19 protein-coding genes are annotated in these 23449 nt (G+C 61.9%); 7 read left to right on the plus strand and 12 right to left on the minus strand.

The window, feature by feature from the left end; genetic code table 11:
* Positions 1-46 precede the first annotated feature (46 nt).
* A complete protein-coding gene (locus AB5Y51_RS08725) occupies positions 47-340 on the minus strand; it encodes a hypothetical protein (protein WP_042879347.1) in 294 nt (97 codons plus the stop codon).
* A 558-nt stretch (positions 341-898) separates the two neighbouring features.
* Here AB5Y51_RS08725 and AB5Y51_RS08730 point away from each other — a divergent pair.
* Positions 899-1048, plus strand: coding sequence for a hypothetical protein (locus AB5Y51_RS08730; RefSeq protein WP_010673628.1), 150 nt, complete (start codon positions 899-901; stop codon positions 1046-1048).
* 85 nt (positions 1049-1133) lie between these two features.
* Here the strand turns inward: AB5Y51_RS08730 and AB5Y51_RS08735 are convergent, their stop codons facing one another.
* Positions 1134-2225 (minus strand): alpha/beta hydrolase, encoded by a 1092-nt coding sequence (locus AB5Y51_RS08735; protein ID WP_201890219.1) that lies wholly within the window; start codon positions 2223-2225, stop codon positions 1134-1136.
* 410 nt (positions 2226-2635) lie between these two features.
* On the opposite strand from AB5Y51_RS08735, the gene icd reads away from it, so the two are divergent.
* Positions 2636-3889 carry an NADP-dependent isocitrate dehydrogenase gene (icd, locus tag AB5Y51_RS08740; protein ID WP_010673630.1) on the plus strand — a complete coding sequence of 418 codons (1254 nt, stop codon included), beginning with the start codon at positions 2636-2638 and terminating at the stop codon, positions 3887-3889.
* Positions 3890-3955: 66 nt separating this feature from the next.
* Here icd and AB5Y51_RS08745 read toward each other — a convergent pair whose 3' ends face one another.
* Together AB5Y51_RS08745 and dsdA are read right to left on the minus strand one after the other, a co-directional pair.
* Positions 3956-4132 (minus strand): hypothetical protein, encoded by a 177-nt coding sequence (locus AB5Y51_RS08745; protein ID WP_010673631.1) that lies wholly within the window; start codon positions 4130-4132, stop codon positions 3956-3958.
* 339 nt (positions 4133-4471) lie between these two features.
* Positions 4472-5803 carry a D-serine ammonia-lyase gene (gene dsdA, locus AB5Y51_RS08750; RefSeq protein ID WP_368178291.1) on the minus strand — a complete coding sequence of 444 codons (1332 nt, stop codon included), beginning with the start codon at positions 5801-5803 and terminating at the stop codon, positions 4472-4474.
* A gap of 215 nt (positions 5804-6018) precedes the next feature.
* Here dsdA and dsdC point away from each other — a divergent pair, with 215 nt between their 5' ends.
* Both dsdC and AB5Y51_RS08760 read left to right on the plus strand, forming a co-directional pair.
* On the plus strand, positions 6019-6963 hold the full coding sequence (gene dsdC, locus AB5Y51_RS08755) for a DNA-binding transcriptional regulator DsdC (protein WP_368178292.1): 945 nt from the start codon (positions 6019-6021) through the stop codon (positions 6961-6963).
* Between the two features lie 349 nt (positions 6964-7312).
* The gene (locus AB5Y51_RS08760; protein ID WP_010673634.1) at positions 7313-7720 is read left to right on the plus strand and encodes an H-NS family nucleoid-associated regulatory protein; all 408 of its coding nucleotides are present in this window, start codon (positions 7313-7315) and stop codon (positions 7718-7720) included.
* A gap of 470 nt (positions 7721-8190) precedes the next feature.
* Here the strand turns inward: AB5Y51_RS08760 and AB5Y51_RS08765 are convergent, their stop codons facing one another.
* The 7 genes from AB5Y51_RS08765 to recN all read right to left on the minus strand — a co-directional run bounded on the left by AB5Y51_RS08765 (position 8191) and on the right by recN (position 17807).
* A complete protein-coding gene (locus AB5Y51_RS08765; RefSeq protein ID WP_368178293.1) occupies positions 8191-9297 on the minus strand; it encodes a 3-deoxy-7-phosphoheptulonate synthase in 1107 nt (368 codons plus the stop codon).
* A 251-nt stretch (positions 9298-9548) separates the two neighbouring features.
* Complete coding sequence (locus tag AB5Y51_RS08770; RefSeq protein ID WP_368178294.1) at positions 9549-10355, minus strand: siderophore-interacting protein; 807 nt, start codon at positions 10353-10355, stop codon at positions 9549-9551.
* Positions 10356-10487: 132 nt separating this feature from the next.
* A complete protein-coding gene (locus AB5Y51_RS08775; protein WP_368178295.1) occupies positions 10488-11861 on the minus strand; it encodes an efflux transporter outer membrane subunit in 1374 nt (457 codons plus the stop codon).
* On the minus strand, positions 11858-13876 hold the full coding sequence (locus AB5Y51_RS08780; protein ID WP_182975942.1) for a MacB family efflux pump subunit: 2019 nt from the start codon (positions 13874-13876) through the stop codon (positions 11858-11860). Before AB5Y51_RS08780 ends, AB5Y51_RS08775 begins: the two co-directional genes overlap by 4 nt.
* Positions 13873-15036, minus strand: a complete 1164-nt coding sequence (gene macA, locus AB5Y51_RS08785; protein WP_368178296.1) for a macrolide transporter subunit MacA — start codon at positions 15034-15036, stop codon at positions 13873-13875. The genes AB5Y51_RS08780 and macA overlap by 4 nt, the downstream gene beginning before the upstream one ends.
* A 194-nt stretch (positions 15037-15230) precedes the next feature.
* Complete coding sequence (locus tag AB5Y51_RS08790; RefSeq protein WP_041213254.1) at positions 15231-15671, minus strand: universal stress protein; 441 nt, start codon at positions 15669-15671, stop codon at positions 15231-15233.
* A 471-nt stretch (positions 15672-16142) separates the two neighbouring features.
* Positions 16143-17807 (minus strand): DNA repair protein RecN, encoded by a 1665-nt coding sequence (recN, locus tag AB5Y51_RS08795; RefSeq protein WP_042014248.1) that lies wholly within the window; start codon positions 17805-17807, stop codon positions 16143-16145.
* 306 nt (positions 17808-18113) lie between these two features.
* On the opposite strand from recN, the gene AB5Y51_RS08800 reads away from it, so the two are divergent.
* Positions 18114-19271 carry a GGDEF domain-containing protein gene (locus AB5Y51_RS08800; protein WP_279473663.1) on the plus strand — a complete coding sequence of 386 codons (1158 nt, stop codon included), beginning with the start codon at positions 18114-18116 and terminating at the stop codon, positions 19269-19271.
* 24 nt (positions 19272-19295) lie between these two features.
* On the opposite strand, the gene nadK is transcribed toward AB5Y51_RS08800, so the two are convergent.
* Entirely contained in the window at positions 19296-20180 is an 885-nt protein-coding gene (nadK, locus tag AB5Y51_RS08805) for an NAD(+) kinase (RefSeq protein WP_010673644.1), read from the minus strand.
* Between the two features lie 264 nt (positions 20181-20444).
* Here nadK and grpE point away from each other — a divergent pair, with 264 nt between their 5' ends.
* A complete protein-coding gene (gene grpE / locus AB5Y51_RS08810) occupies positions 20445-21020 on the plus strand; it encodes a nucleotide exchange factor GrpE (RefSeq protein WP_029314044.1) in 576 nt (191 codons plus the stop codon).
* A gap of 283 nt (positions 21021-21303) precedes the next feature.
* Entirely contained in the window at positions 21304-23232 is a 1929-nt protein-coding gene (dnaK, locus tag AB5Y51_RS08815) for a molecular chaperone DnaK (RefSeq protein WP_010673646.1), read from the plus strand.
* The last annotated feature ends 217 nt before the right edge of the window (positions 23233-23449 follow it).

Genomic DNA, 23449 nt, shown 5'->3' on the forward strand with positions numbered 1-23449 from the left:
GTGTCAGCATCTGCCATCGCCATACAAAAAGGGCGAATGTGGATGCTTATATCGGGGGCTCTTCGGTGCGAAAGAGCGCCTTGCCGCAGGCGAGGCAGGTGTGGCGAAAGCGATGATCAGGCCAGCCGGTCTGGGGGTGGCCCAGCACCTTGTCGGAGCCGCAGGCGCAGCAGCGCGCCCCCAGTTCATCGTCGATGGCGCATTCGGGATGCTGGTGCAGGTAGTCGGCGCGGGTGGGCAGGCGCAGCCAGTCGGGCTGGGCATGGCGCTGGTTCCAGAAATAGCACCCATAGAAGGTGCCTGCGGCGACGGGCAGGGCAAACCACCAGAAGAGATCCATGTCATGACTCCGACGAGAGGGGATGAGGGCGGCAACAACCCGCTCAGCAGGCGTGGTGCGGCTTCATTTTATCGGGGCGGGAGTGGGGCGGGATATGCCCGGATGGGTAACAAGCGAACCTGCTGGTGGTCGGGTTGGCAAGCCGCAGGGCCGGGGTTGGGGATTATCTATCCATTAAAGAGATGGGTTGTGTCATAACCCATCGCATTTTTGGATGGACAAGGGGGACTTTCCGGTCGCAAAACCTGGAGATTGGGGAGTTTTTGTGAAAAAAAATGTGCATACATTCGTCATGCCGATCTCAAGGGCGTCATTGAGCGAGTGATAAATATCAAAATATTGATATAAATGGAAAAAATGGTGTTTTTATCAGGCGTTTTCAGGGTGAGCGATGGGGTTTCATAAGGAGCTTCAACCCATTTTCTAGATTGGTTTTTGCATAATCAATCGTTTATTTTGTTGGACAATTGGGGAAAACCTGGTGTCCAATCGGGTGAGCAGGTTGGCCAAACAGTGCCGTCAGCCAGTGTGTAACCCGAGATGTAAGGAGACATCCTGATGGAAAAACTTGACCAAAAAATCGACACCATGCGCCAGGAATTCGAGTCCCAGGGGCAAAAACAGGCCCAGGACAGATGGCAGGCCAGGGTCGATGAACTGCAACGGGAGCGCAGCGAAGCGCCCCAGCCGGAAGCGGCAGAACACTAGCCCCTGGCGGCCTTGTGGCCACCAAGTGAGCGCATAATGAAAAACCACCGCCCTGTTTGGGGCGGTGGTTTTTTTTGCGCAGTGGCTAGAGGCGATAGAGGTTCTGGGCCGCATCGAACAGCTCCGCGCGCTCGCCGGTGCCGCCGTTGAAGACGGTGTGGAAGAAGCGCAGCACCTTCTCGTTGGCGAGGGCATCCCCTTCGAAGTAGGCGTGAGAGTCCCCCACATGGGGCTGATTGGTCACGTCCACGTAGGTGGCCGTTCTGGCGTCCAGCCGCCGGGTGTAGTGGCCGAGCCTCGCCTTTTGCTGCTCCCCCATCTTCATGCGCGATGCCATCAGGGCACCATCGCGCTCATTGATGGTGATGTAGAGGCGGTTGCGACACTGGATGCGATCGACCCACTGGGCGTGGAGCTCGTTGTTGGTGTCGGCGGCGGCCATGATGATGTTGTCGAACAGCAGCTGGTTGGCGTGGTAGGTGGTGCTGCCCAGCAGGTGCTTGAACAGGTAGTTGCCCATGCTGTGCAGCAGCAGGTTGATGGTGAAGGGGCAGCGCTTGTTCACCTCCTTGGCGAAGTAGCGATCCCAGGCCTCGCCGTTGTCGGCGAACTTCTTCTGGGCCTTCTCTTCCAGTTGCGTCACATACTGGCCGTTGAACTCGTCGAGCAGCCCCTTCATCTTCTCCAGCACCCGGTCAAGGGCCCCGGCCGAGGCCAGGGCATCGCGCTTGTCGCTCTTGTAGCTCAGCACGCCCCGGGCGCCGCCGCCATTGGCGGGCCAGCTGAAGCAGAGCACCTCGACGCCGTAACGGGCCTCGAGCCCCGCGGCTCGCTCCAGCACATCGTCAAGATCGTTGTTGAAGCCGTGTACGAACAGCAGCAGGTGTTTGCCAGTCTTGAGCTTCTGCTTGGCCGTGCTGCCGGTCCCGGTGCAGCGCTCCAGCAGCTTGCGCGCCACATAGGCGCTGGCCGGGTGGGGGAGGTCGGGGTCAAGGCCGACGCTGGCGGCCATCTCGGCGGTGATCTGATCCGGCAGCAGGTCCAGCTGCCACTGCTTGCCCTGACGCCGGGCCTCGGCGAGGCGCAGTTCGTTGGGGCCCTCTGCGGGTTTTTCGCCAAAGATCTCGCTGGGGGTCTTGCCCTGCTCGTTGACCATCCGGTTGGTGACGATAAACATGGTGTTCTCCTTGTTGTCGTGCTCTCTTCATGACCGGCCACGCCCCGGGCGCCCCGATCACTGGCAAAGAGCCTAGTCCGGATCCGGCAGCCTGTCCCCCGGCGCGCCTTGCCTCGCCAAAGGGGTTACGACGATGTAAAGGCGAACGGGATTTGGGGGAGTGGCGCCTTCGGGGCGGCGAGGGCAGGGAGAGGCTGTCATCAAGAGAGGAAGAGGCCCGGATGGACGGGGCCTGCGCCTCGTCAGGACCAGAGGGCGGCGAGGGAGGAGGGGATCCTCAGGCGCACTGTGATCCACTCCCCGACTATGGTCTGACATGCACGCCCGCTATTTGATTATGCAAATGGATGGGCTTAAGATGGCCGCGCGCAACGATCAGATTGATAACAAACGGAAGTTAGGAGATGCCGATGGAAAGCAAAGTAGTTATCCCGACCCAGGGCCAGAAAATCACAGTCGATGCCAGCGGCAAGCTGCAGGTTCCCCACAACCCCATCATTCCGTTTATCGAAGGGGATGGTATCGGTGTGGACGTGACCCCGGCCATGTTGAATGTGGTGAATGCTGCGGTTGAGAAAGCCTACAAAGGCGAGCGCAAGATCGCCTGGATGGAGATCTATACCGGCGAGAAATCGACTCATGTCTATGGCGAAGGTGCCTGGCTGCCGGCCGAAACCCTGGATTTCATTCGTGAATACTGCGTGGCCATCAAGGGCCCGCTGACCACCCCGGTCGGCGGCGGTATTCGCTCCCTCAACGTGGCCCTGCGCCAGGAGCTGGATCTCTACGTCTGCCTGCGCCCGGTCCGTTACTACGAAGGGACCCCGAGCCCGGTCAAGCACCCCGAGCTGACCGACATGGTGATCTTCCGCGAGAACGCCGAAGACATCTACGCCGGCATCGAGTGGAAGGCGGACAGCGATGAAGCCAAGAAGGTGATCGCTTTCCTGCAAAACGAGATGGGCGTGAAGAAAATTCGCTTCCCCGAGTCCTGCGGCATCGGCATCAAGCCCATGTCCAAGGCCGGTACCGAGCGTCTGGTCCGTGCCGCCATCGAGTACGCCATCGACAACGATCGCGACTCCGTGACCCTGGTGCACAAGGGCAACATCATGAAGTTCACCGAGGGTGCCTTCAAGGATTGGGGTTATGCCCTGGCCCAGAAAGAGTACGATGCCCAGCTCATCGACGGCGGCCCCTGGTGCTCCTTCAAGAACCCGAAAACCGGCAAGACCATCGTGGTCAAGGACGTCATCGCCGATGCCTTCCTGCAACAGATCCTGCTGCGTCCGGCCGAGTATGACGTCATTGCCTGTATGAACCTCAACGGCGACTACATCTCCGACGCGCTGGCGGCCCAGGTCGGCGGCATCGGCATCGCGCCGGGTGCCAACATCGGCGATGGCGTTGCCCTGTTCGAAGCCACCCACGGCACCGCGCCGAAATACGCTGGTCAGGACAAGGTCAACCCGGGCTCCCTCATCCTCTCTGCCGAGATGATGCTGCGCCACCTGGGCTGGACCGAGGCGGCCGACCTCATCGTCAAGGGGATGGAAGCGGCCATCGCCAACAAGACCGTCACCTATGACTTCGAGCGTCTGATGGAAGGGGCCACCCTGCGTTCCTGCTCCCAGTTCGCCCAGGACATGATCGACCAGATGTGATCCGGGTCGTTGAAATGCAAAACCGGCGCCATGAGCGCCGGTTTTTTTATGGAAGAGAGCAGGTCGTCAGGTGGTTTTTTCCACGTGCTGCTCGTAGATCTGCTGCCATTTGCTGGTCTCGGCCTCATCTCCACGGGCCTGCCAGAATTCGCAGATGGAGCTGGCGAGCTCGGATGCCATGGCGTGGTCTCCGTCACGGCGGCTCATCAGATATTGTCCCAACCAGCTTTGATATTGTTTCATCGCCCGATCTCCTTATCTAAGGTGCCCAGAGGGGAGTGCTCCTGGCGTCAAGGTCGCGCAGGAGCGATTCGAACTGGGTACATGTTGTGCTGCGCCCGGCAGGTGTTGGTCGCCGGATCCGGTGGTTATCTCACCGGAAAAAGGGGACAACGGGGCGCAGATGTCAAAAAACGGTCTCTATCGTATCACAAAATAACCAGTCGGTGGGGCTGGATGACAAATCAGGCTGTCCAGCAGTCTGGCCGTCTGTGTCATGGTGGCGAGGGCTAAGGTGCCATCTTGCTGATCTCGCAGCAGAAAAACCCGCCAGGTCGGCGGGTCACGGGGACGAAAAAAAGATCAGATCCGGGCGCAGGCCAGGTATTTTTCCATCTCCTCGGCGGGCACCATGCCGCCGCCGGTGGCCCACACCAGGTGGGTGGCCCCGGCCATCTTGGCTGCATCCAGTCCTTGCCCACTCTGCCACTCAAGGTTGGCGGCCACTCGCCAGGGGCCAGCCATGCCCGCCAGTGCCGAGGGCTCGAGCCGGATCTCTTCATCCCGGGCCAGGAGCCCCAGCAGGTCGTACATCTCCTGATCCCTAAGGGTGTAGAAGCCCGCAAGCAGCCGCTCCATGGCGCGGCCGACAAAACCGGAGGCGCGTCCCACCGCGAGGCCGTCGGCGGCGGTGAGGTTGTCGATGCCAAGGTCTTGCACCGCAATGGCATCGTGCAACCCGGTGTGGACCCCGAGCAGCATGCAGGGGGAGTGGGTGGGCTCGGCGAAGAAGCAGTGCACGTTGTCCCCGAACGCCAGCTTGAGACCAAAGGCCACCCCGCCCGGGCCACCGCCGACGCCGCAAGGCAGGTAGACGAAGAGCGGATGGTCAGCGTCCACCCTGATGCCCATCTCGTCGAACTGCTTTTTCACCCGCTCGCCCGCCACCGCATAGCCGAGGAACAGGGTGCGGGAGTGCTCGTCGTCGATGAAGAAACAGTTGGGGTCGCGCTCGGCCTCCTTGCGTCCCTGCTCCACCGCCACCCCGTAATCCTCGGCGTATTCCACCACGATGGCGCCATGTTCGCGCAACTTTTTCTTTTTCCACTCCCGCGCATCGGCGGACATGTGGACGGTGACGCGAAAGCCGAGGCGGGCGCTCATGATGCCGATGGAGAGGCCGAGGTTGCCGGTCGACCCCACCGCGATGCTGTACTGGCTGAAGAAGTGGCGGAACTCGTCCGAGAACAGCGTGCGATAGTCATCCGTCTCGCGCAGCAGCCCAGCCTGGATGGCCAGGTGTTCGGCATGGGCCAGCACCTCGTGGATGCCGCCGCGCGCCTTGATGGAGCCGGAGATGGGCAGGTGGCTGTCTTGTTTGAGCAGCAACCTGCCGGTGAGTTTGACGCCGTAGCGCGCATTGAGGGTCCCCTGCAGGGTCGGGATGGCGGCGATCCCGGACTCGATGATGCCGTGGTTGGCGCGGGTTTCGGGGAAGGCCTCGCACAGGTAGGGGGCGAAGCGGGCGAGCCGGGCGGAGGCGGTGGCCACGTCGTGCCGGGTGAGCCCCACATGGGGCAATCCTTCCGCGAGGGAGGTGGCCCCCGGATTGAACCAGGTCACAGGGGTGAGGGCGATCAGCGGCTCGAGCAGGGGAAAGCGGGTGATGAGCCCGGCAATGTCGGTGTGTGTCATGAAAGCCTCTCGGGGTGGTGACGGAATCATCCCATTGAATGGCACCAGCGTTGCCGTGACAAATGATAAAACGCGTCGCTTGGATGAGCCCAGTTGATGCAAATGGTCATCTACCCTGCTGTCTCTTCGAATACGGGTGAGTTGAGTCTTCCTGGTGAATGCAAACCTCGCCCTTCTGGTATCATCTGCCAGATAAAAGAGAGGGAGGCCCAACCATGCAACGCGATGAGCACCCGGGGGTGAGGAGCAAGCTGCTCAGCAGTCATCAGCTCGCCAGGCTCCACACCTTCGAGGCGGCGGCCCGCCACGGCTCCTTTGCGCTCGCCGCCGACGAGCTCTCCTTGAGCCCAAGCGCGGTGAGCCACCGCATCTCGGCCCTGGAAGAGGCACTCGGGTTTTTGCTGTTCCAGCGCTTTCACCGCAAGGTAGCCTTGACCACGGAGGGGCAGCGCATCTTCTGGGCGCTCACCTCCTCCCTGGAGTTCATCAATCAGGAGGTGCTGGAGATCAGGGAGCAGGCGCTGTCGGGATCTCTGACGCTGCACTCGCGCCCCTCCATCGCCCAGTGCTGGCTGGTGCCAAGGCTCGCCGATTTTTCCCGTCTGCATCCTCACATCGAGCTCAACCTGCTGACGGGCAACGAGCACATAAACCTGCACGGCTACGGCATCGATCTGACCCTCAACTTCGATGCCAGAACCCCGACGGGCCTGGCCATCCACCCCCTGATGGATGAATTCATGGTGCCGGTGTGCAGCCCTCTATACGCCAGCGACCACGGTCTGATGGGGGCGGTGGGGAATCTGCATCGGTGTCGCCTGCTCCATGACAGGCAAGCCTGGGGCCTGGACACCGACAGCGACGAGTGGCGCACCTGGGGGAGTCACTGGCATCTCTCCCTGGAGGCTTGCGCATCACACATGGGATTTGATCGGGCGGATCTGGCGATCCTTGCCGCCACCCACCACGCCGGTGTCGCAATGGGGCGCAGGCAACTGGCAAGCCAGGCGCTGGCGAGCGGAGCGCTGGTGATGCCCTTCCCGGACATGGCGGTGCGCTGCGAGCCGCGTTATTACCTGGCGACCCTCCCTCACCGCCAGTGTCCCAAGATCCAGGCATTCATCCGCTGGATACAGGATCAGGCGCAAGGGGCATCCTGAAACGGGACCTGGTTTATTGTCCGCGAAGGTCATGGCCATGAGCGCACTATTTGTACAATAAGGGCCAGCACTGCTGCTAAATGACCTGGCGCAGAGCGACGCGGGTAAGAGATAACACCGTGTGCAACGGATGAGGTGAGCCTGAGATTAACCGGGGAAAATAGGAAATAAAGTCTGTGAGAGTATTCCCAATAAGTATCAGGCAGGGAATTAACCACGGTGAATAATGTCCATATGGTGTCAGCGCTTTGCCGGATGGTATAAAAACATTATGTTGTTATCCAATGGGCATGCTATTCTCAAATCGTGTTATCCCTGTGACATACAAAAATAATTCTGTGAGGAAGTAATGAACGAGTTTCTGAAGGTTCTGCTGAACATTCGCAGCTTGCGCGCTGCCATTCGTGAACTGCCGTTTGAGCAACTGCAAGAAGCGAAAGAAAAGTTTGACCTGGTATATAACGAGCGTGCCGAGTCCGTTGAACAGGAACGCGCCGAACAGGAAGAGCGTCAGCGCAAACTGAATGAATTCACCGAAATGCTGCAACAGGCTGGTATCGATCCCCGTGAGCTGATCGGCAGCGTGGCGGCTCCGGCTGCGGCGGGCACCACCAAGAGCAAGCGTGCTCCCCGTCCTGCGAAATACAAATACCAGGAAGACGGTCAGGAGAAGACCTGGACCGGTCAGGGTCGTATGCCCAAGGCCATCGCCGAGCAAGTTGCGCTGGGCAAGGATCTGAACGATTTCCTGATCTGATCGCCGGATCCGATTCTCGATAATGCCGCCTGCAGGGCGGCATTATTATTTTCAGAGTTCAGATGATGTCGCAGTAAAACCCAATTGCGCAGGTTACTCCGGTTAATTGGAGAGCCTCGTCTGGAATAGCCATAACCATCATGTGCCCAATAAAGGTGGCGCATCATCTTCCACGCCACCTCGCCACTTATACGCACTGAGGACTCATACAGCCCGTTTTTCTTCGTCCCTTGTGAGAAACGAACATGGATACCTGCTGTGACAGAATGAAATAGCGGCGGTGGATACTCATCTGTACGCCTGAGCGGCCCGTCTCTTTTTCATGCTGATGCATGACGCCCACCGCCTATTAATTTATCCCCTCTATTTATGGTCTGTTTGACACCGCTCTTCTGCGATATATCCGCACGATGCCGGACAATGTGCGGATGAGGCAGACACGGATTGGTGGCAAACAAATAAACCGAATGCTAGATGACGGGTTGTCCGAGCTCAGACTGAACGGCGTGTGTGTATTTTCTCCGGGTGCGGCGACGGGCCTGGACCGCCTCTGCCAGCATGGCAAGCAGGTGTTTACTCTCTTCCCAGCAGAGGCAGGCATCGGTCACTGACAGACCGTATTGCAGCTCACCCAGAGGTGCCGGTTTCTGGTTTCCTCCCAGCAAGAAGCTCTCGACCATGACGGCGGCGATGGCTTGGCTCCCTTCGCTCAGCTGGCGACAGAGCTCTTTGGCGACCTTCAGCTGGTTCGTGTGCAGCTTCTGGCTGTTGCCATGGCTGCAATCCACCATCAGGCGAGGGGGGAGTCCCTGGCGGGTGAGGCGGTCTGCTGCCTCCGCCACATCGCTCTGGTGGTAGTTTGGCAGGGTACCGCCACGCAGAATGATATGGCCGTCGGGATTGCCTTCGCTCTTGATCACCACCATGCCGCCCTGGCTGCCGGGGGCGGTGAAGAGGTGGGAGGCGGTACTGGCCTGGATGGCATCGATGGCGACCCGGATATTGCCGTCCGTGCCGTTCTTGAATCCCACGGGGCAGGGCAGTGCGGAGGCCAATTGCCGGTGGACCTGAGACTCCGTGGTGCGTGCCCCGATGGCGCCCCAGCTGACGAGATCGGCGAGATAGAGAAAGCTGGTGGTGTCGAGGAATTCGGTGGCGGTGGCGAGCCCCAGCCCATTGATGTCGAGCAGCACCTGGCGTGCCAGATGCAATCCCCGATTGATGTCGTTGCTGCCGTCCAGGTGCGGATCGAAGACCAGCCCCTTCCAGCCCACCGTGGTGCGCGGCTTTTCAAAATAGGCGCGCATGACTATCTGAAGGCTGTCTTCATAGGCGGTGGCGAGTCGTGCCAGCCGTCCGGCATAGTCCAGGGCCGCGACGGGATCATGGATGGAGCAGGGGCCAATCACGACCAGCAGGCGATCGTCTTCACCTGCCAGGATCCGGCGTGCCTGATGGCGCTGGTTGTCGATGTGCCGGGCCATGTCGACCGGACAGGGGTGCTGCGCCAGCAGCTCGGCAGGGGTGGGGAGCGCCTCTATGGCGAAGGCGCGCATGACCGAATTCAAAACTGCCATCTGGAGTTACCTTGCTGTGCATGTGTGCGATGGGGAACCCGTATGCGCCATCCCGTTGGGAGCAGACAGGTTCACGGCTCATCGCAGTTGTTGAGAATGATTGTCATTATCTTGGTGTTTGTCTCAAATGCAAGCGCAATGAAATCGCCAGGCGAAGATGGGGGGAGAGGGAACGATGGCGGGGGAACCGCAGCAAAAGCAGGCCGCTTCCCCGAGGGAAGAAGCCCGCCAGTCACAAGATAAAGAGGGGATCAGCTGTCCATCACGGCGTGCCTGTCCTGGTGGTAGGCGTCTTCATCCTTGCCGCTGCGCCAGTAGGGGACTGCGTAGACCCGCTGGCGCTCGGCATCCAGGGCACGTCTGACGTGGCGGCGCAGCGGCACGACCAGGCTCTCTTCCCCGCCAAACCAGAAATAGCTCCCCTCTGCGACCATGGACTGGGCGGTGAAATGCGCCACCAGGGTCGCGGCCTGTTCCGGATTGCCCACGAACCAGCGCAGGTCGACGCCGGCCGGCAGCGACAGATCCTGCACGTCGTCCTGATGGGGGACCAGCAGGGCGATATGGCCGCGGGCATGGGACGGCATCACCTCCACCATGGCGCTGATGGCGGGCAGGGCGGTGAGATCCCCCGCCATGTAATAGTGCTCGGCCATTTGCAGCATGGGGTCGGGACCGCCCGGACCCGAGATGGCGAGCCTGTCACCCGGTTTGGCGTGCAGGGCGAAACGACTGGCGGGGCCGGCCTCGCCGTGCAGGGCGAAGTCGATGTCGAGCTCCAGCGCCTCCCGGCGAAACGCGCGTATGGTGAAGGTGCGAATGACGGGTTTCTGGGCGGGATCGAGCCAGCGAGGCCCCTTGTCGGTGGGGGTGGGCAACACTATCTCGCGCTGACCCGGTCGGGGCAGCATGATCTTGACATGAGCACCGCCACAGCTGAAGGGGTAGTCCACAAGCTCGGGGCTGGTCAGGCAGATTCGGCGCAGGTGCGGGCTCACATCCTGAACATGCTTGACGGTGAGCAGGCGGGGGCGATTGGCCGGGGCGGGTTGAGACATGGGCATACTCCTGGCTGATGATGGCGCCCATTCTTGATGAAATGAAAACTATTATCAATTGGTTTGTGGGAAGAATGGGTCGCGATTGACCTCCTCGGGATGTCCATCGCGATCCCACACTCTCTGCCTGGGTCAGGTTCGATCGCTTCCCCCCAGCGCCCGATAGATGCCTGCCATGTTGTTGAGCTGGGCCTGCTGCTGTGCCAGCAGGGCGAGCTCGGCATCCCACAGGCGGTTCTGCTCATCCAGCCAGGGTTGCACCCCGGTGGCACCGGCCAGAAAACGAGCGCTAGCGAGCCTCTCGGCCTCCCGGGCATAGGCCCTCTGCTGCTCCAGATAGCGCAGCCGCTGTTCCCCTTGCTGACGGGCGGCCAGGCCATCCTCCACTTCCAGCAGCGCGGTATAGAGCTGCTTGCGAAATTCGGTTTCGGCAATCTGGTAGTCGATGTCGGCGCTGGCGATGGAGAGCCGGGTCTTGTTGTACTCGAGGAAAGGGAGCGCCAGCGTGGCGCCCAGGGTGCCGACTGGATTTTGCAGCACCTGGGTCAGGGTATCCGAGGTGGTGCTGGCACCGCCGGTCAGGCTCAGGGTGGGATAAAAGCCGGTGCGGATCTCGTCTCCCCTCGCAAGGGTCTTGCGCAGCCTGAGTTCGGCGGCGCGCACATCGGGCCGCCGGGCCAGCACATCGGCGGGAATGCCGGCCGCCAGGGACGGGATCGGGCCCATGATCAGGGCGTCGGGAGCGTCAGCGAGCGGCCCGCTGCTGCGGCCCAGCAGCAGGCGAAGAGCATTGCCCGCCTGTGCCCGCTGCTGGGTGAGGGTGGCGAGCTCCGCCTGCTTGCCTGCCTTCTGCTGGCTGGCCTGTACCAGATCGAGTCGGGTCACGGCGCCCGCTTCGTATTTGGCGCGGGTCAGGCGTTCAATGCGCTCCAGATTGGCCAGTTGCTGGGTGCCCAGGGTAATGGCCGAGCCGAGGTAGGCCAGTTGCCAGTATTGCTCCAGGGTCTTGCCGATGAGCAGCAACCGGGTGGCGGCCAGATCCTGTTCGCTGGCCTGTGCTTCCCAGCTCGCCTGATCCCTTGCCGCGGCCAGTCTGCCCCAGAGATCCACCTCGTAGCTGAGGTTGAGGGAGGGGCCCAGGTTGCTGCTGGCGCTGCCATCTTTCATGTTCTTGGTGCCGCTGGCCCCGAGATTGGCGCTGACCGAGGGGGTGAGGTTGGTGTCAGCCAGATCGGCGCCGAGCAGGGCGTTCTTGAGCTTGAGCCCGGCCACCCGCATGTCCGGGTTGGCGGCCAGCACCGCCTCGACCAGGCGATCGAGCGCGGGATCCTGGAATCCCTGCCACCAGGGGCCTGCCTGCTGCACGGTGAGACCCTGGCTCTCCTGCTGCCATGCTGGCGCCACGTCGAGATCGGGTCTGTGATAGGTGCTCTGCTGACTGCAGGCACCGAGACTGGCGGTGAGCATCAGGCTTAGCCCGAGCCTTGATAGGTTGTGCATCGTCATTCCCTCGCCAGTGCCTCCACCGGATCGAGCCTGGCCGCATTGCGGGCGGGCAGGTAACCAAACAGGATCCCGATGAGGGAGGAGCACCCGAAGGCCATCAGGATGGAGAAGAGCGAGAAGCGCATCTGGAAGCTTTCCACGAGCAGGGAGAAGAGAGCGCCGATGAGCAGGGCGAGGCCGATACCGAGCAGCCCCCCCAGCAGGCTGACCATCACCGCCTCGATGAGGAACTGTTGCAGTATGTCGGACTGGCGGGCGCCGACGGCGATGCGGATCCCTATCTCCCGGGTGCGCTCCACCACCGAGACCAGCATGATGTTCATCACCCCGACGCCGCCGACGATGAGGGAGATCACCGCGATGGCGGAGACCAGCAGTGTCAGGGTGGCGGTGGTCTTCTCCACCGATTTGACGATGCTGTCGCTGCTGAAGGTGAAGAAGTCCTTCACGCCGTGGCGCTGGGTGAGCAGGGCGACTGCCGCCTGCTCGGCCAGGGCGGGCTGGACGCCGTCTTTGACCCGGATGGTGATCTGGGTGAAGTGCTGCTGGGAGAGGAGACGGCTCATGACGGCGCTGTAGGGGAGCCAGACATTGACCGACTGGCTGCTGCGGCCAAAGCCGGTCTCCTGGGTGACCACCCCCACGATGCGCACCGGCAGGGTGCCGACCAGCACCACCTGGCCGACCGGGTCCACCTTGCCGAGCAGGCTCTCTATGGTCTTGCCATCCACCACGGCGACTGCCGTCCGGTTGCGAATGTCCCGCTCATCAAGCAGGCGCCCCTGGGTGAGCGTCATCCCCTTGACCCGGAAAAAGTCGTTGCCGACCCCGATCACGCTGCCGCTGCTGGTCTTGTTGCGATAGCGAAGCTGGCCCGACGTCGCTATCTGGGGGCTGGCCCCCTCCAGATAGGGCTGGCCGAGCAGCGCGTCGAGATCCCGCTCGTTCAGGGTCTGGATGCTGGCGGCCTTCTCGTCTCCCCAGTCCTTGCCGGGGAAGATGTCGATGGTGTTGGTGCCCATGGCGTTGATGTCGTCGATCACCTTGGCGCGCGCCCCCTGACCGAGCGCCACCACGCTGACCACGGCGGCGATGCCGATGATGATGCCGAGCATGGTGAGGAAGGTGCGCATGCGATGGGCCAGCATGGCGTGCAGGGCCATGCGCCCCGCCTCCCGGTAGCGATCCCAGCCCCGGCTTGCGGTGCGGACGGCGGCGCCTGTTCCCTGTACATCTTGCCCGACAGGGGGAGGGGCCAGCTGGCTGCCGTCACCTGGCTGCGGGTGGGCCGGCGCCCCGGATGGGGAGGCTGCGTTGTCATCGGTCGCCCGATGGCCGCTGTCCTCCACTACCCGCCCGTCACGCAGGGTGATGATGCGATCCGCATGGCTTGCCACCGCCATGTCGTGGGTCACCAGAATGATGGTGTGGCCCTGGGCGTGCAGCTCCTTGAGGATGGCCATCACCTCCTTGCCGCTCTGGCTGTCGAGAGCGCCGGTGGGTTCGTCCGCCAGGATCACCTCGCCGCCGTTGGCGAGCGCCCGGGCAATACTGACCCGCTGCTGCTGACCGCCGGAGAGCTGGCCGGGTCTGTGGTGGCTGCGATCCTGCAGTCCCAGGCGGGTCAGCAAGGTGCGGGCACGGGCCTGGCGATCAAGGCGGGCGGTGCCGGCATAGATGGCGGGGATCTCCACGTTGGCGGCCGCATCCAGATGGGGCAGCAGGTGATAGCGCTGGAAGATGAAGCCGAAGTGGTGGCAGCGCAGCCGTGCCAGGGAGAGGGCATCCAGGGTCGCGGTATCCTGGCCGCGAAACAGATACTGGCCGCCGCTCGGGCGATCGAGGCAGCCCAGCAGGTTCATCAGGGTCGATTTGCCGGAGCCGGAGGCGCCGACGATGGCCACCATCTCCCCGGCATCGATGGCGAGATCCAGCGGGTGCAGCACGGTCACTTCGTGCTCTCCGCTCTGGTAGCGCCGCTCGATGCCCTTGAGACGGATCAGGGGCTCGCTCACGGCTCCATCTCCCCTTCATCGTGCAGGGCCGGCTTGCCCTGCTCCAGGATCACCTTATCCTGCTCGGTCAGGCCGCTCACCACCTCAATCTTGATGTCATCCTTCATGCCGGTCTTGATGCGGCGGGTCTCTCTCTGGTCCCCCGCCTTGAGCAGGCTGACCTCGTACTCGTTGTCGCCGATCTTCTTGCCGAGGGCGGTCTGGGGAATCGTCAGTACCTGCTTGCGCTCGCCGAGCACGATGGTGACCTGGGTCGTCATGGCGACCCTCAACTGATGGCCGGGGTTGGGCACATCGAACAGGGCATAGTAGTAGATGGCCGCATTGCTGGTGGCCGTGGTGCTGGCCGTCTGCTCATTGATGTTGGTGGGGGCCAGCTCGACCGTGCGCAGGGTACCGTGGTAGCGAGTATCCGGATCCCCTATCAGGGTGAAATAGACCGGCATGCCCGCCTTGACACGGGTGACGTCCGCTTCGGAGATCTGGGCCTTGACCGTCATGGTGTCGAGATTGGCGAGCTTGAGCAGGGTCGGTACCGTCTGGCTGGCGGCCAGGGTCTGCCCCTGCCGGGTGACGATGGAGACGACGGTACCATCCATGGGGGCCTGAATGCGGTTGTAGCCGAGCTCCGTCTTGGCGCGCTCCACCTTGATGATGGCGTTGTCGATATCGGCCTGGGCGCTTTGCAGCTCGGCCCGGGTGACGGCAAGCTGGGCTTCGGCGCTCTCCAGATCCGCACGAGAGCTCGCTTCCTGCCGAAACATCTGCTGCTGGCGGCGCCAGGCAAGCTCGTTCTGTTTGAGCTGTGCCTGCTTGATCTTGAGCTGGGCGCGGCGGCTGGCCAGCTCAGCTTCGGCGGTCTTGAGGTTGTTCTGGGCGATCAGGGGATCGATCTCCGCCAGCAGCTCTCCTTGTTTGACCTGTTGACCCGCTTCCACCGCGAGATAGGTGACCTGACCCGAGACCTGGGCCCCCACATCCACCTGCTCGATGGCCTGCAGTACGCCACTTGCGAGCACCGTCTGCTCCACATCCTGTCGGGTAACCGTTGCGGTCAGTACCGGGTCCGGTGTGTTGCCTGGCCAGGCCAGCCAGGTGACGAGAGGGATCAGCACAAGGGCGAGCAGGGCGAGCTTGCCGGGTTTTCGAAGAGCTTTCATTTATCACCTGAACGAAACGAGCGAAGGCGTGCAAGGGCCATATCGTGCAGCAAATGGCCCTCAAAAAGAAGCGAGCAATGTGTAAGAAATCGTGTGGTTCTGGCGGTGACGCAGTGGAGGAGGTCAAGCTGGGGGAGGGTGACGGCGGGGCGTCAGAAACAAGAAGACCCGCTCAGGGAGCGGGTCTTGTGGTGTCAACCGACGGCTTTGAGCAAGGCGGCGTGAGGCTCGTGGCAGATCTGGATATCGAGGGGCAGTTTGTAGAGGAGCAGACGGGCCAGCGAGCCCTCCATCCAGTGATGACGGCTGCCGACCAGCAAGAGGTCGGCGGGGTGAGCGGTCAGCCAGCGCTGGAGATCCGGCACCACGTCATCCACCACCAGGCACTGGTAATCCACCGGATGAGACAGCTGGGTGATGAGTTCACTGATGATCGCCTTGGCATCCAGGGTGCCCTGGGGGCTGCGCTCCTCTTGTGACAGGGACAGACTATTGCGACGGGTCTTGCTGCTGTGGGTCAGGTGCAACAAGGTTAGGTTGGCGCCCAGCCCTTGTGCCAGACGGCTCGCCTTGGCCAGTGTCTCCTGCTCGTAATCCTTGCCTTCCAGCAACAGCACAATATTGGTCGGGCTCATAAGCAGTTCTCCTTGGCAGGTGCGGGTCAGACGGCGGAAGCGCGCTCCCATCCTCCCTTCCCGCGAAATGTCAGCTCAAACGAACCCGGTGTGTTTGCATCAAGCGTCACCTTCTGTCGATGGCAACTGAAGGTACCGAGTCCGTTTACATCATCATAACAGACTGAGTTGAATGGAAAATGAAGGAGTGGGTCCGTTCGAAATGTGAATGAGTGCAACGAAGATGAGTGGCGTCCTGACCATGGCGATGGAAGCCCGACTGGGTGATGACCAGGCTGGCAGGTTCAGACTGAGCATCAAGACACGTGCCGCGGATTAGCCAAGGCAGCCCCTCGTTCTTGCTTGCGGCTCACGGCATGGGTCAACCAGGCCGGCGCCGTCGGCAAGAGGCTTCAACTGGCCAGCGCGATGATGGCACGGTCAATCTGAAAGGGCCGACATGGACGGGAGGGCATCCCTCCCGCCCCGTGGTCAGCTTGCGAGCAACTCACGGGCGTTGGCCAGGGTGTTGTCGGTGATCTGATCGCCCCCCAGCAGGCGGGCCAGTTCGTTGAGCCGGGCACCCGGGGTGAGCGCCTGCATCTGGGTTTCCGTTGTCTTGCCGTCGGTGTGTTTGCTCACCACCATGTGCTGGTGACCCTTGCCTGCCACCTGGGGCAGGTGGGTGACCACCATCACCTGGGTGGATTCGCCGAGCTGGCGCAACAGGCGGCCCACCACGGCGGCGGTCGGGCCGCTGATCCCCACATCCACTTCGTCGAAGATAAGGGTCGGGGTGGAGATCTTGCGTGCACTGATCACCACGATGGCGAGGCTGATACGCGACAGCTCGCCGCCGGAAGCCACCTTGCCAAGGGGTTGGATGGGCTGACCCGGGTTGGTGGTGACCATGAACTCCACCCGATCGATGCCAAGGGGCGAGAGGCTGCTCTGGGCATCGGGTCGCACCTCGATGGCGAAGCGGCCATCTGGCATCGCCAGTTCGTGCATGCTGGCGCTTACCTTTGCGCCCAGCTCCTCGGCATAGCGCTGGCGGCTCTGGCTCAGGGCCTCGGCGGCCTGCACGAAGGCCTGGCGGGCCGAGGCCAGCTCGTCTTCCATCCCCTCGAGTCGTTCCTCGTCGGAGTTGAGGCGGGCCAGATCGGCGGCCAGCTCCTGATGGTGCAGGGCCAGCTCCGCCGGTTTGACATGGTGCTTGCGTGCCAGGTTGATGGCCTTGGAGAGGCGGCTCTCCAGCTCGTTGAAGCGCTCTGGATCCAGTTCCAGCCGGTCGAGATAGCTGCGCAGCTCGCTGTGGCTCTCCTGTACGCCGATCAGGGCTTCGTTGAGCATGCCGAGCACGTTGCCAAGCCGGCTGTCCATGCCGACCAGGGTCTCGGCCCTGTCCACGGCCGTCTGCAGCAGACCGGCGATGGTGGTCTCTTCATTGTCATAGAGCAGATCGAGGCAATACCCGCACTCCTGCATCAGCTCGGTGCCATTGGCGAGCCGCTGATGCTCCTCTTCAATCTCTTCAAACTCTCCCGGCTGAAGGGCAAATTCGTCCAGCTCCTGCACCTGGTATTCGATGAGTTGACGGCGGGCTTCCCGCTGCTGCTGCTCGGCCTTGAGCCGGTTGAGCTCGTTTTGCAACTGGCGCCACTGCTGGTAGTGGCGGCGCACATCGTCGAGGAGCAGATGATGACCGGCGTAGCCGTCCAGCAGGGCGAGCTGGTAATCGGGTTTGAGCAGCATCTGGTGAGCGTGCTGACCGTGGACGTTGACCAGCAGTTGACCCAGGTTCCTGAGCTGGGCGAGGGGGACGGGAACCCCGTTAATATAGCTGCGAGAGCGCCCCTCGGCGGACAGTACCCGCCGGACGATGCACTCACCGTCATTTTCAAGCTCGTTGGTGGCGAGCCAGGCCCGGGCGGCAGGATTACCCTCCAGCAGGAAGCGGGCACTCACCTCGGTCTTGTCGCTGCCCGGGCGCACCATGCTGGCTTCGGCGCGCTCCCCCAGGCACAGCCCCAGAGCATCGATGGCGATGGATTTGCCCGCCCCGGTCTCCCCGGTGATGCAGGTCATCCCCGGTTGCAGATCGAGCTCGAGAAACTTGACGATGGCGAAGTTGTTGACGGTCAGCTGGGTCAGCATGGTCTCATCCTGTATGGGTCAACATTACTGTGTATGCATCCAGTATATACTGGTCTTATATACAGTAAAGTGGGCAGGGAGGATTTTTGCGAAACAGGGGGAGGGCAAGGATGTCAAGGCCGCGGCATGGGTGTGACGCCGATCAGATGGCCTGCAAAATCAACCTGCGTACCTGGCATGGGCTGAGGCGATGCGAGAAGCCACCTTGAGGGGCTCTCTTGTGGTGAGTGGCTGGCTGAGACACACTCGAAACAGTCTTGGTTGAGCCTGGGCTGTGTACAGACCTCTTCGCAAGGATGCGTCAAGATGATCCATACCCCAACCCTGCTGCTGATCTCCCTGGCAATCAACCTGATGTCGGGGCTGATCATGCTGTTCATCCACTCCCTGAAGCCGGGTCGAGGCAACTTTCTGTACTGGTCCCTCTCCGCTTTTCTCTTCTCCCTCTCCATCCTGCTGCTCAGTCTGGGGGTATTGGGAGGGTATCCGGCGCTGGGCATCCGGGTCGGCGGCCTGGTCTCGCTCATGAGCATCCTGCTGTTGCTCGCCGGTTTTTGTGCGCTTTACGAGCGGGCATGGCATCCCCGTGCCGTGAGGGGAGGCGTGGCGGTGTTGCTGCTGCTCTATCTGGGACTGTCCAGCCTCGCCCCCGTGCGCATTGTGCTGGCTCTGATGGAGTCGATGTTGTACCTGTGGTGCGCCTGCCTCATCGTCTCTCTCGGCCGGCAACAGAAGCGGGTGCTCCATGTGGTGGCGCTCATTTACCTGCTGCATTTCACCATCCTGCTGAGTCAGGGGGGGCTGCTCTTGCTGGGAGCCGAAGGGCGGATGGGAGACGGAGGTTGGCTCGATCTCATTTTCTTCATGCACATGGTGCTGACCATCGGCTCGGTGTTGCTGCTGCCTCTGGTGGCCTATGTGGAGACGGAGGAGGCATTGCTGGCGCTCTCGGAGCGGGATCCCCTCACCGGGGTGCTCAATCGGCGCGGTCTCTTCAGGCAGGGAGAGGGGGCTATGCCTGGGCAGACGCGCTGCGTGGTGGTCCTGGATATCGATCACTTCAAGCGGGTCAACGACCAGTTTGGTCACGGCTGCGGGGATGAGGTCATTCGCTATGTGGCCGGGGTGCTGGTGGCCGAGGTACGCAAGGATGATCTGGTGGGGCGCATCGGTGGCGAGGAGTTCGCCATCATCATGGGGGGCGTGAGCGGCCAGATGGCCCGCGACATCTGTGACCGGATCCGCCGCCAGATAGAGACGGGCTCCCGGCAGGGGGCCTGCCTGCCTTGCGAGGGGGTCACGGTGAGCATGGGGGTCGTGTGCGCCAGTGCCGAGGCGGACCTGGCACTGATGCTGACCAAAGCCGATGCTGCCATGTACCGGGTGAAGGAAGCGGGGAGAAACGGGGTGCATCTGGCATTCGAGCCGGCACCGCCTCGGCTGGTCGAAAGCAGCGAGGGGTAGACCCTCGCCACCGGTGTTGCCTGGCTAGAAGAGCTTGCTGCCCCAACCGAGCTTGTTGCGCAGCACGTGGAAGTAGCTGTAATCCAGCGGATGCACCAGATGCAGCTTGTGGCTGCTCTTCTTGATGAGGATCTCGTCCCCCGGGTGGACCGCCAGGGTGACCTGGCCGTCGCAGCTCACCTGCATGGCGTCGTCCTGGTTGTCCGGCGAGACCAGCAGCCGCACTTCGCTGTCCGCATCCAGCACGATGGGGCGGCTGCTCAGGGTGTGCGGGAACATGGGCACCAGCGTGATGGCGTTGAGTTTGGGGGTGAGAATGGCGCCCCCTGCCGACAGGGAGTAGGCGGTGGAGCCGGTGGGTGTCGCCACTATGATGCCGTCCGAGCGCTGGCTGTACATGAAGCTGCCGTCGATGTAGACCTCGAACTCGATCATGTGGGCGATCTTGCCCGGGTGAAGCACCGCCTCGTTGACCGCGAGGTTGCTCGACTTGCGCTCCCCGTGGCGATAGACGGCGGCCTCCAGCAGGAAGCGATGCTCGCTCTTGAAGTGACCCGAGAGCACCTGCTCCAGGGGCAGCAGATAATCCTGGGGCGAGAGATCGGTCAGGAAGCCGAGGTTGCCCCGGTTCACCCCGATCACCGCCACATCGAACCGTGACAGCACCCGGGCGGCCCCCAGCATGTTGCCGTCACCGCCGACGACGATGGCGAGATCCGCCTGCTCGCCGAGCTGCACCAGATCCATCACGTTCTCCCCGAGCAGCCCCAGGGTATGGGCCACCCGGCTCTCCAGCAGCACGCGAAAGCCGCGGCTGGTCAGGTACTGGTACAGGCCGGTCAGGGTCTGGTTGGCCCCCTCATGATGGGGCTTGCCGATGAGGGCAACGGTTTTGAACGGAGAATCCATAGGTTATCGGGTCTGGGAGAGTCTTGGGGGGGAGTATACCGCGCTTTGCCGGGGATTTGTCTGCCTCCGTGGCGGTTGGTGCAATCGGCCCCGAAAAGGGGCTGCCTGGCACGCGGATGGGCGCCATTGTGCCCGATCTGCCCTTTTCCCCTTGAAAGCCGGGGCTGTGTCCCCATAATAGCGCCAACACAGGGTCTGCTGGCGCGTGTCGCTTGTCTGAACGCCAGCCACCCTCACACGCAACCCCTGAATATTGGAGATGTCATGAGCCACGAAGAACAAAAGGTTGAAGCGATGGAGCAAGTGGAAGCCCAGCCAGTCGAGCCGACCGATGTAGACAGTGAAGTGACAGCCGAGCAGGCCCGCATCGCCGAGCTGGAGGCCCAGCTGGAGGCGGCCCAGCAGGCTTCCCTGGAAGAGCGCGAGCGCGCCATTCGCGCCGTCGCCGAGATGGAGAACCTGCGTCGCCGTGCCGCTCAGGACGTGGAGAAAGCCCACAAGTTTGCACTGGAGAAGTTCGCCGCAGAGCTCTTGCCGGTGCTGGACAACCTGGAGCGCGCCATCGAGCTGGCGGACAAGGAGAACGACACCCTCAAGCCGATGATTGAAGGGGTCGAGCTGACCCTGAAATCCATGCAGAGCGGCGTGGCCAAGTTTGGCCTGGTGGCGCTGGACCCGACCAACCAGCCGTTCGACCCCAATGCCCATCAGGCGATGAGCATGGTGCCCAGTGCCGACGTGGCGCCGAACACCGTGATCGCCGTGATGCAGAAGGGCTACGAGCTCAACGGCCGCGTCATCCGCCCGGCCATGGTGATGGTCTCCAAGTCCGCTGACTGATCGCGCTGTTCTCACCAAGCCCGCCGCTTGGCGGGCTTTTTGTTGGATGTGGCGCCAAAAGACGTGTCTGGCGTCATTTGGCTGTCAGGTGGCCTGTATGCAGGTTTTTTCAGGGCCGGACTTGAAGCGCCGACTTGAGACCCCATATAGGTTGCAAGGCCACGGCGGCACAAAAAATTTGATGCCGGGAGCTTGAAAGCCACAGTGGCAGGCCCCACCTAGCCGTTAACGTATCAAGGCGAGCCCCTCGCCAGTTTATTCAAAGTATTTGGAGATTCGTCAAATGGGTAAAATCATCGGTATTGACCTGGGTACTACCAACTCCTGCGTCGCTATTCTGGATGGCGACCATGCTCGCGTGATCGAGAACGCGGAAGGCGACCGTACTACTCCGTCCATCATTGCCTATGCCGATGACGGCGAAATCCTGGTTGGTCAGCCGGCCAAGCGCCAAGCCATCACCAACCCGAAGAACACGCTGTTCGCCATCAAGCGTCTGATCGGCCGTCGTTTCGAAGATGACGAAGTACAACGTGACCTGAAAATCATGCCGTACGCCATCGCCAAGGCCGACAACGGTGACGCCTGGGTTGAAGTGAAAGGCAAGAAAATGGCACCGCCGCAGATCTCTGCCGAAGTGCTGAAAAAGATGAAGAAGACCGCCGAGGACTACCTGGGCGAGCCGGTGACCGAAGCGGTGATCACCGTACCGGCCTACTTCAACGACGCCCAGCGTCAGGCCACCAAGGATGCCGGTCGCATCGCCGGTCTGGATGTCAAACGCATCATCAACGAACCGACTGCCGCGGCTTTCGCCTACGGCGTCAACAAGGTCAAGGGCGAGCGCAAGGTTGCCGTATATGACTTAGGGGGCGGTACCTTCGATATCTCCATCATCGAGATCGACGAAGTCGAAGGGGAAACCACCTTCGAAGTGCTGGCAACCAATGGTAACACCCACCTGGGTGGTGAAGACTTCGACAACCGCGTCATCAACTACCTGGTTGACGAGTTCAAGCGCGAGCAGGGCATCGATCTGCGCAATGACCAGCTGGCTCTGCAGCGTCTGAAAGACGCCGCCGAAAAAGCCAAGATCGAGCTCTCTTCTGCCCAGCAGACCGACGTGAACCTGCCGTACATCACAGCAGATGCCACCGGTCCGAAGCACATGAACATCAAGGTGACCCGCGCCAAGCTGGAATCCCTGGTGGAAGACATGGTGAAAGACTCCCTGGAGCCGGTTCGTGTCGCCCTGAAAGACTCCGGTCTGGCCGTTGGCGAGATCGACGACGTCATCCTGGTGGGCGGTCAGACCCGTATGCCGCTGGTTCAGAAGACCGTGGCCGACTTCTTCGGCAAAGAGCCGCGCAAAGACGTCAACCCGGACGAAGCCGTGGCCATGGGTGCTGCCATCCAGGGTGCCGTACTGTCCGGTGACAAGACCGACGTACTGCTGCTGGACGTGACTCCGCTCTCCCTGGGGATCGAGACCATGGGCAGCGTGATGACCGCGCTCATCGAGAAGAACACCACCATTCCGACCAAGAAGTCCCAGGTGTTCTCCACCGCCGAAGACAACCAGTCTGCCGTGACCATTCACGTGCTGCAGGGTGAGCGCAAGCGCGCCAGCGACAACAAGTCCCTGGGTCAGTTCAACCTGGAAGGCATCCGCCCGGCACCGCGCGGTCTGCCGCAGATCGAAGTGACCTTCGACATCGACGCCAACGGCATCCTGCACGTCTCCGCGAAAGACAAGGAGACCAACAAGGAGCAGAAGATCACCATTCAGGCCTCTTCCGGTCTGTCTGATGACGAGATCGAACGCATGGTACGCGAAGCCGAAGCCAACGCGGCCGAGGACAAAAAGTTCGAAGAGCTGGTGCAGGCCCGCAACCAGGCTGACGGTCTGGTCCACTCCGTGCGCAAGCAGGTCACCGAAGCCGGTGAAGCTCTGCCTGCCGACGAGAAGACCAAGATCGAGACGGCCCTGAGCGAGCTGGAATCCGCCATCAAGGGTGACGACAAGGCTGCCATCGAAGCCAAGCAGCAAGCGCTGCTGGAAGCGTCCCAGAAGCTGATGGAGATTGCCCAGCAGCAGGCTCAGGCGCAAGGCGCCGCCGGTGCTGACGCCGGTCAGTCCTCCTCTTCTGCCAAGGCTGACGACGACGTGGTCGACGCCGAGTTCGAAGAAGTGAAAGACGACAAGAAATAAGCCCGACCCGGATGGGCGAAGTCCGCTTCGCCCATCGGCTCAGAATCTGTTCACGGTCTGTCGCGAGAGGCCGTCAGCAAGGTAAAGAGCAGCGCAGGAACCGGAGCGTATAGATATACGTGAGGATTCCGAGCAGCACATGAGCCTTGATCACGGCTTCGTAGTAAGAGTGTGAGCAGATTCGTCAATGAATTTACGGGCGTTGGGTAACCAACGC

The organism is Aeromonas sp. R7-1, assembly GCF_040908115.1.
GTDB lineage: Bacteria > Pseudomonadota > Gammaproteobacteria > Enterobacterales > Aeromonadaceae > Aeromonas > Aeromonas caviae.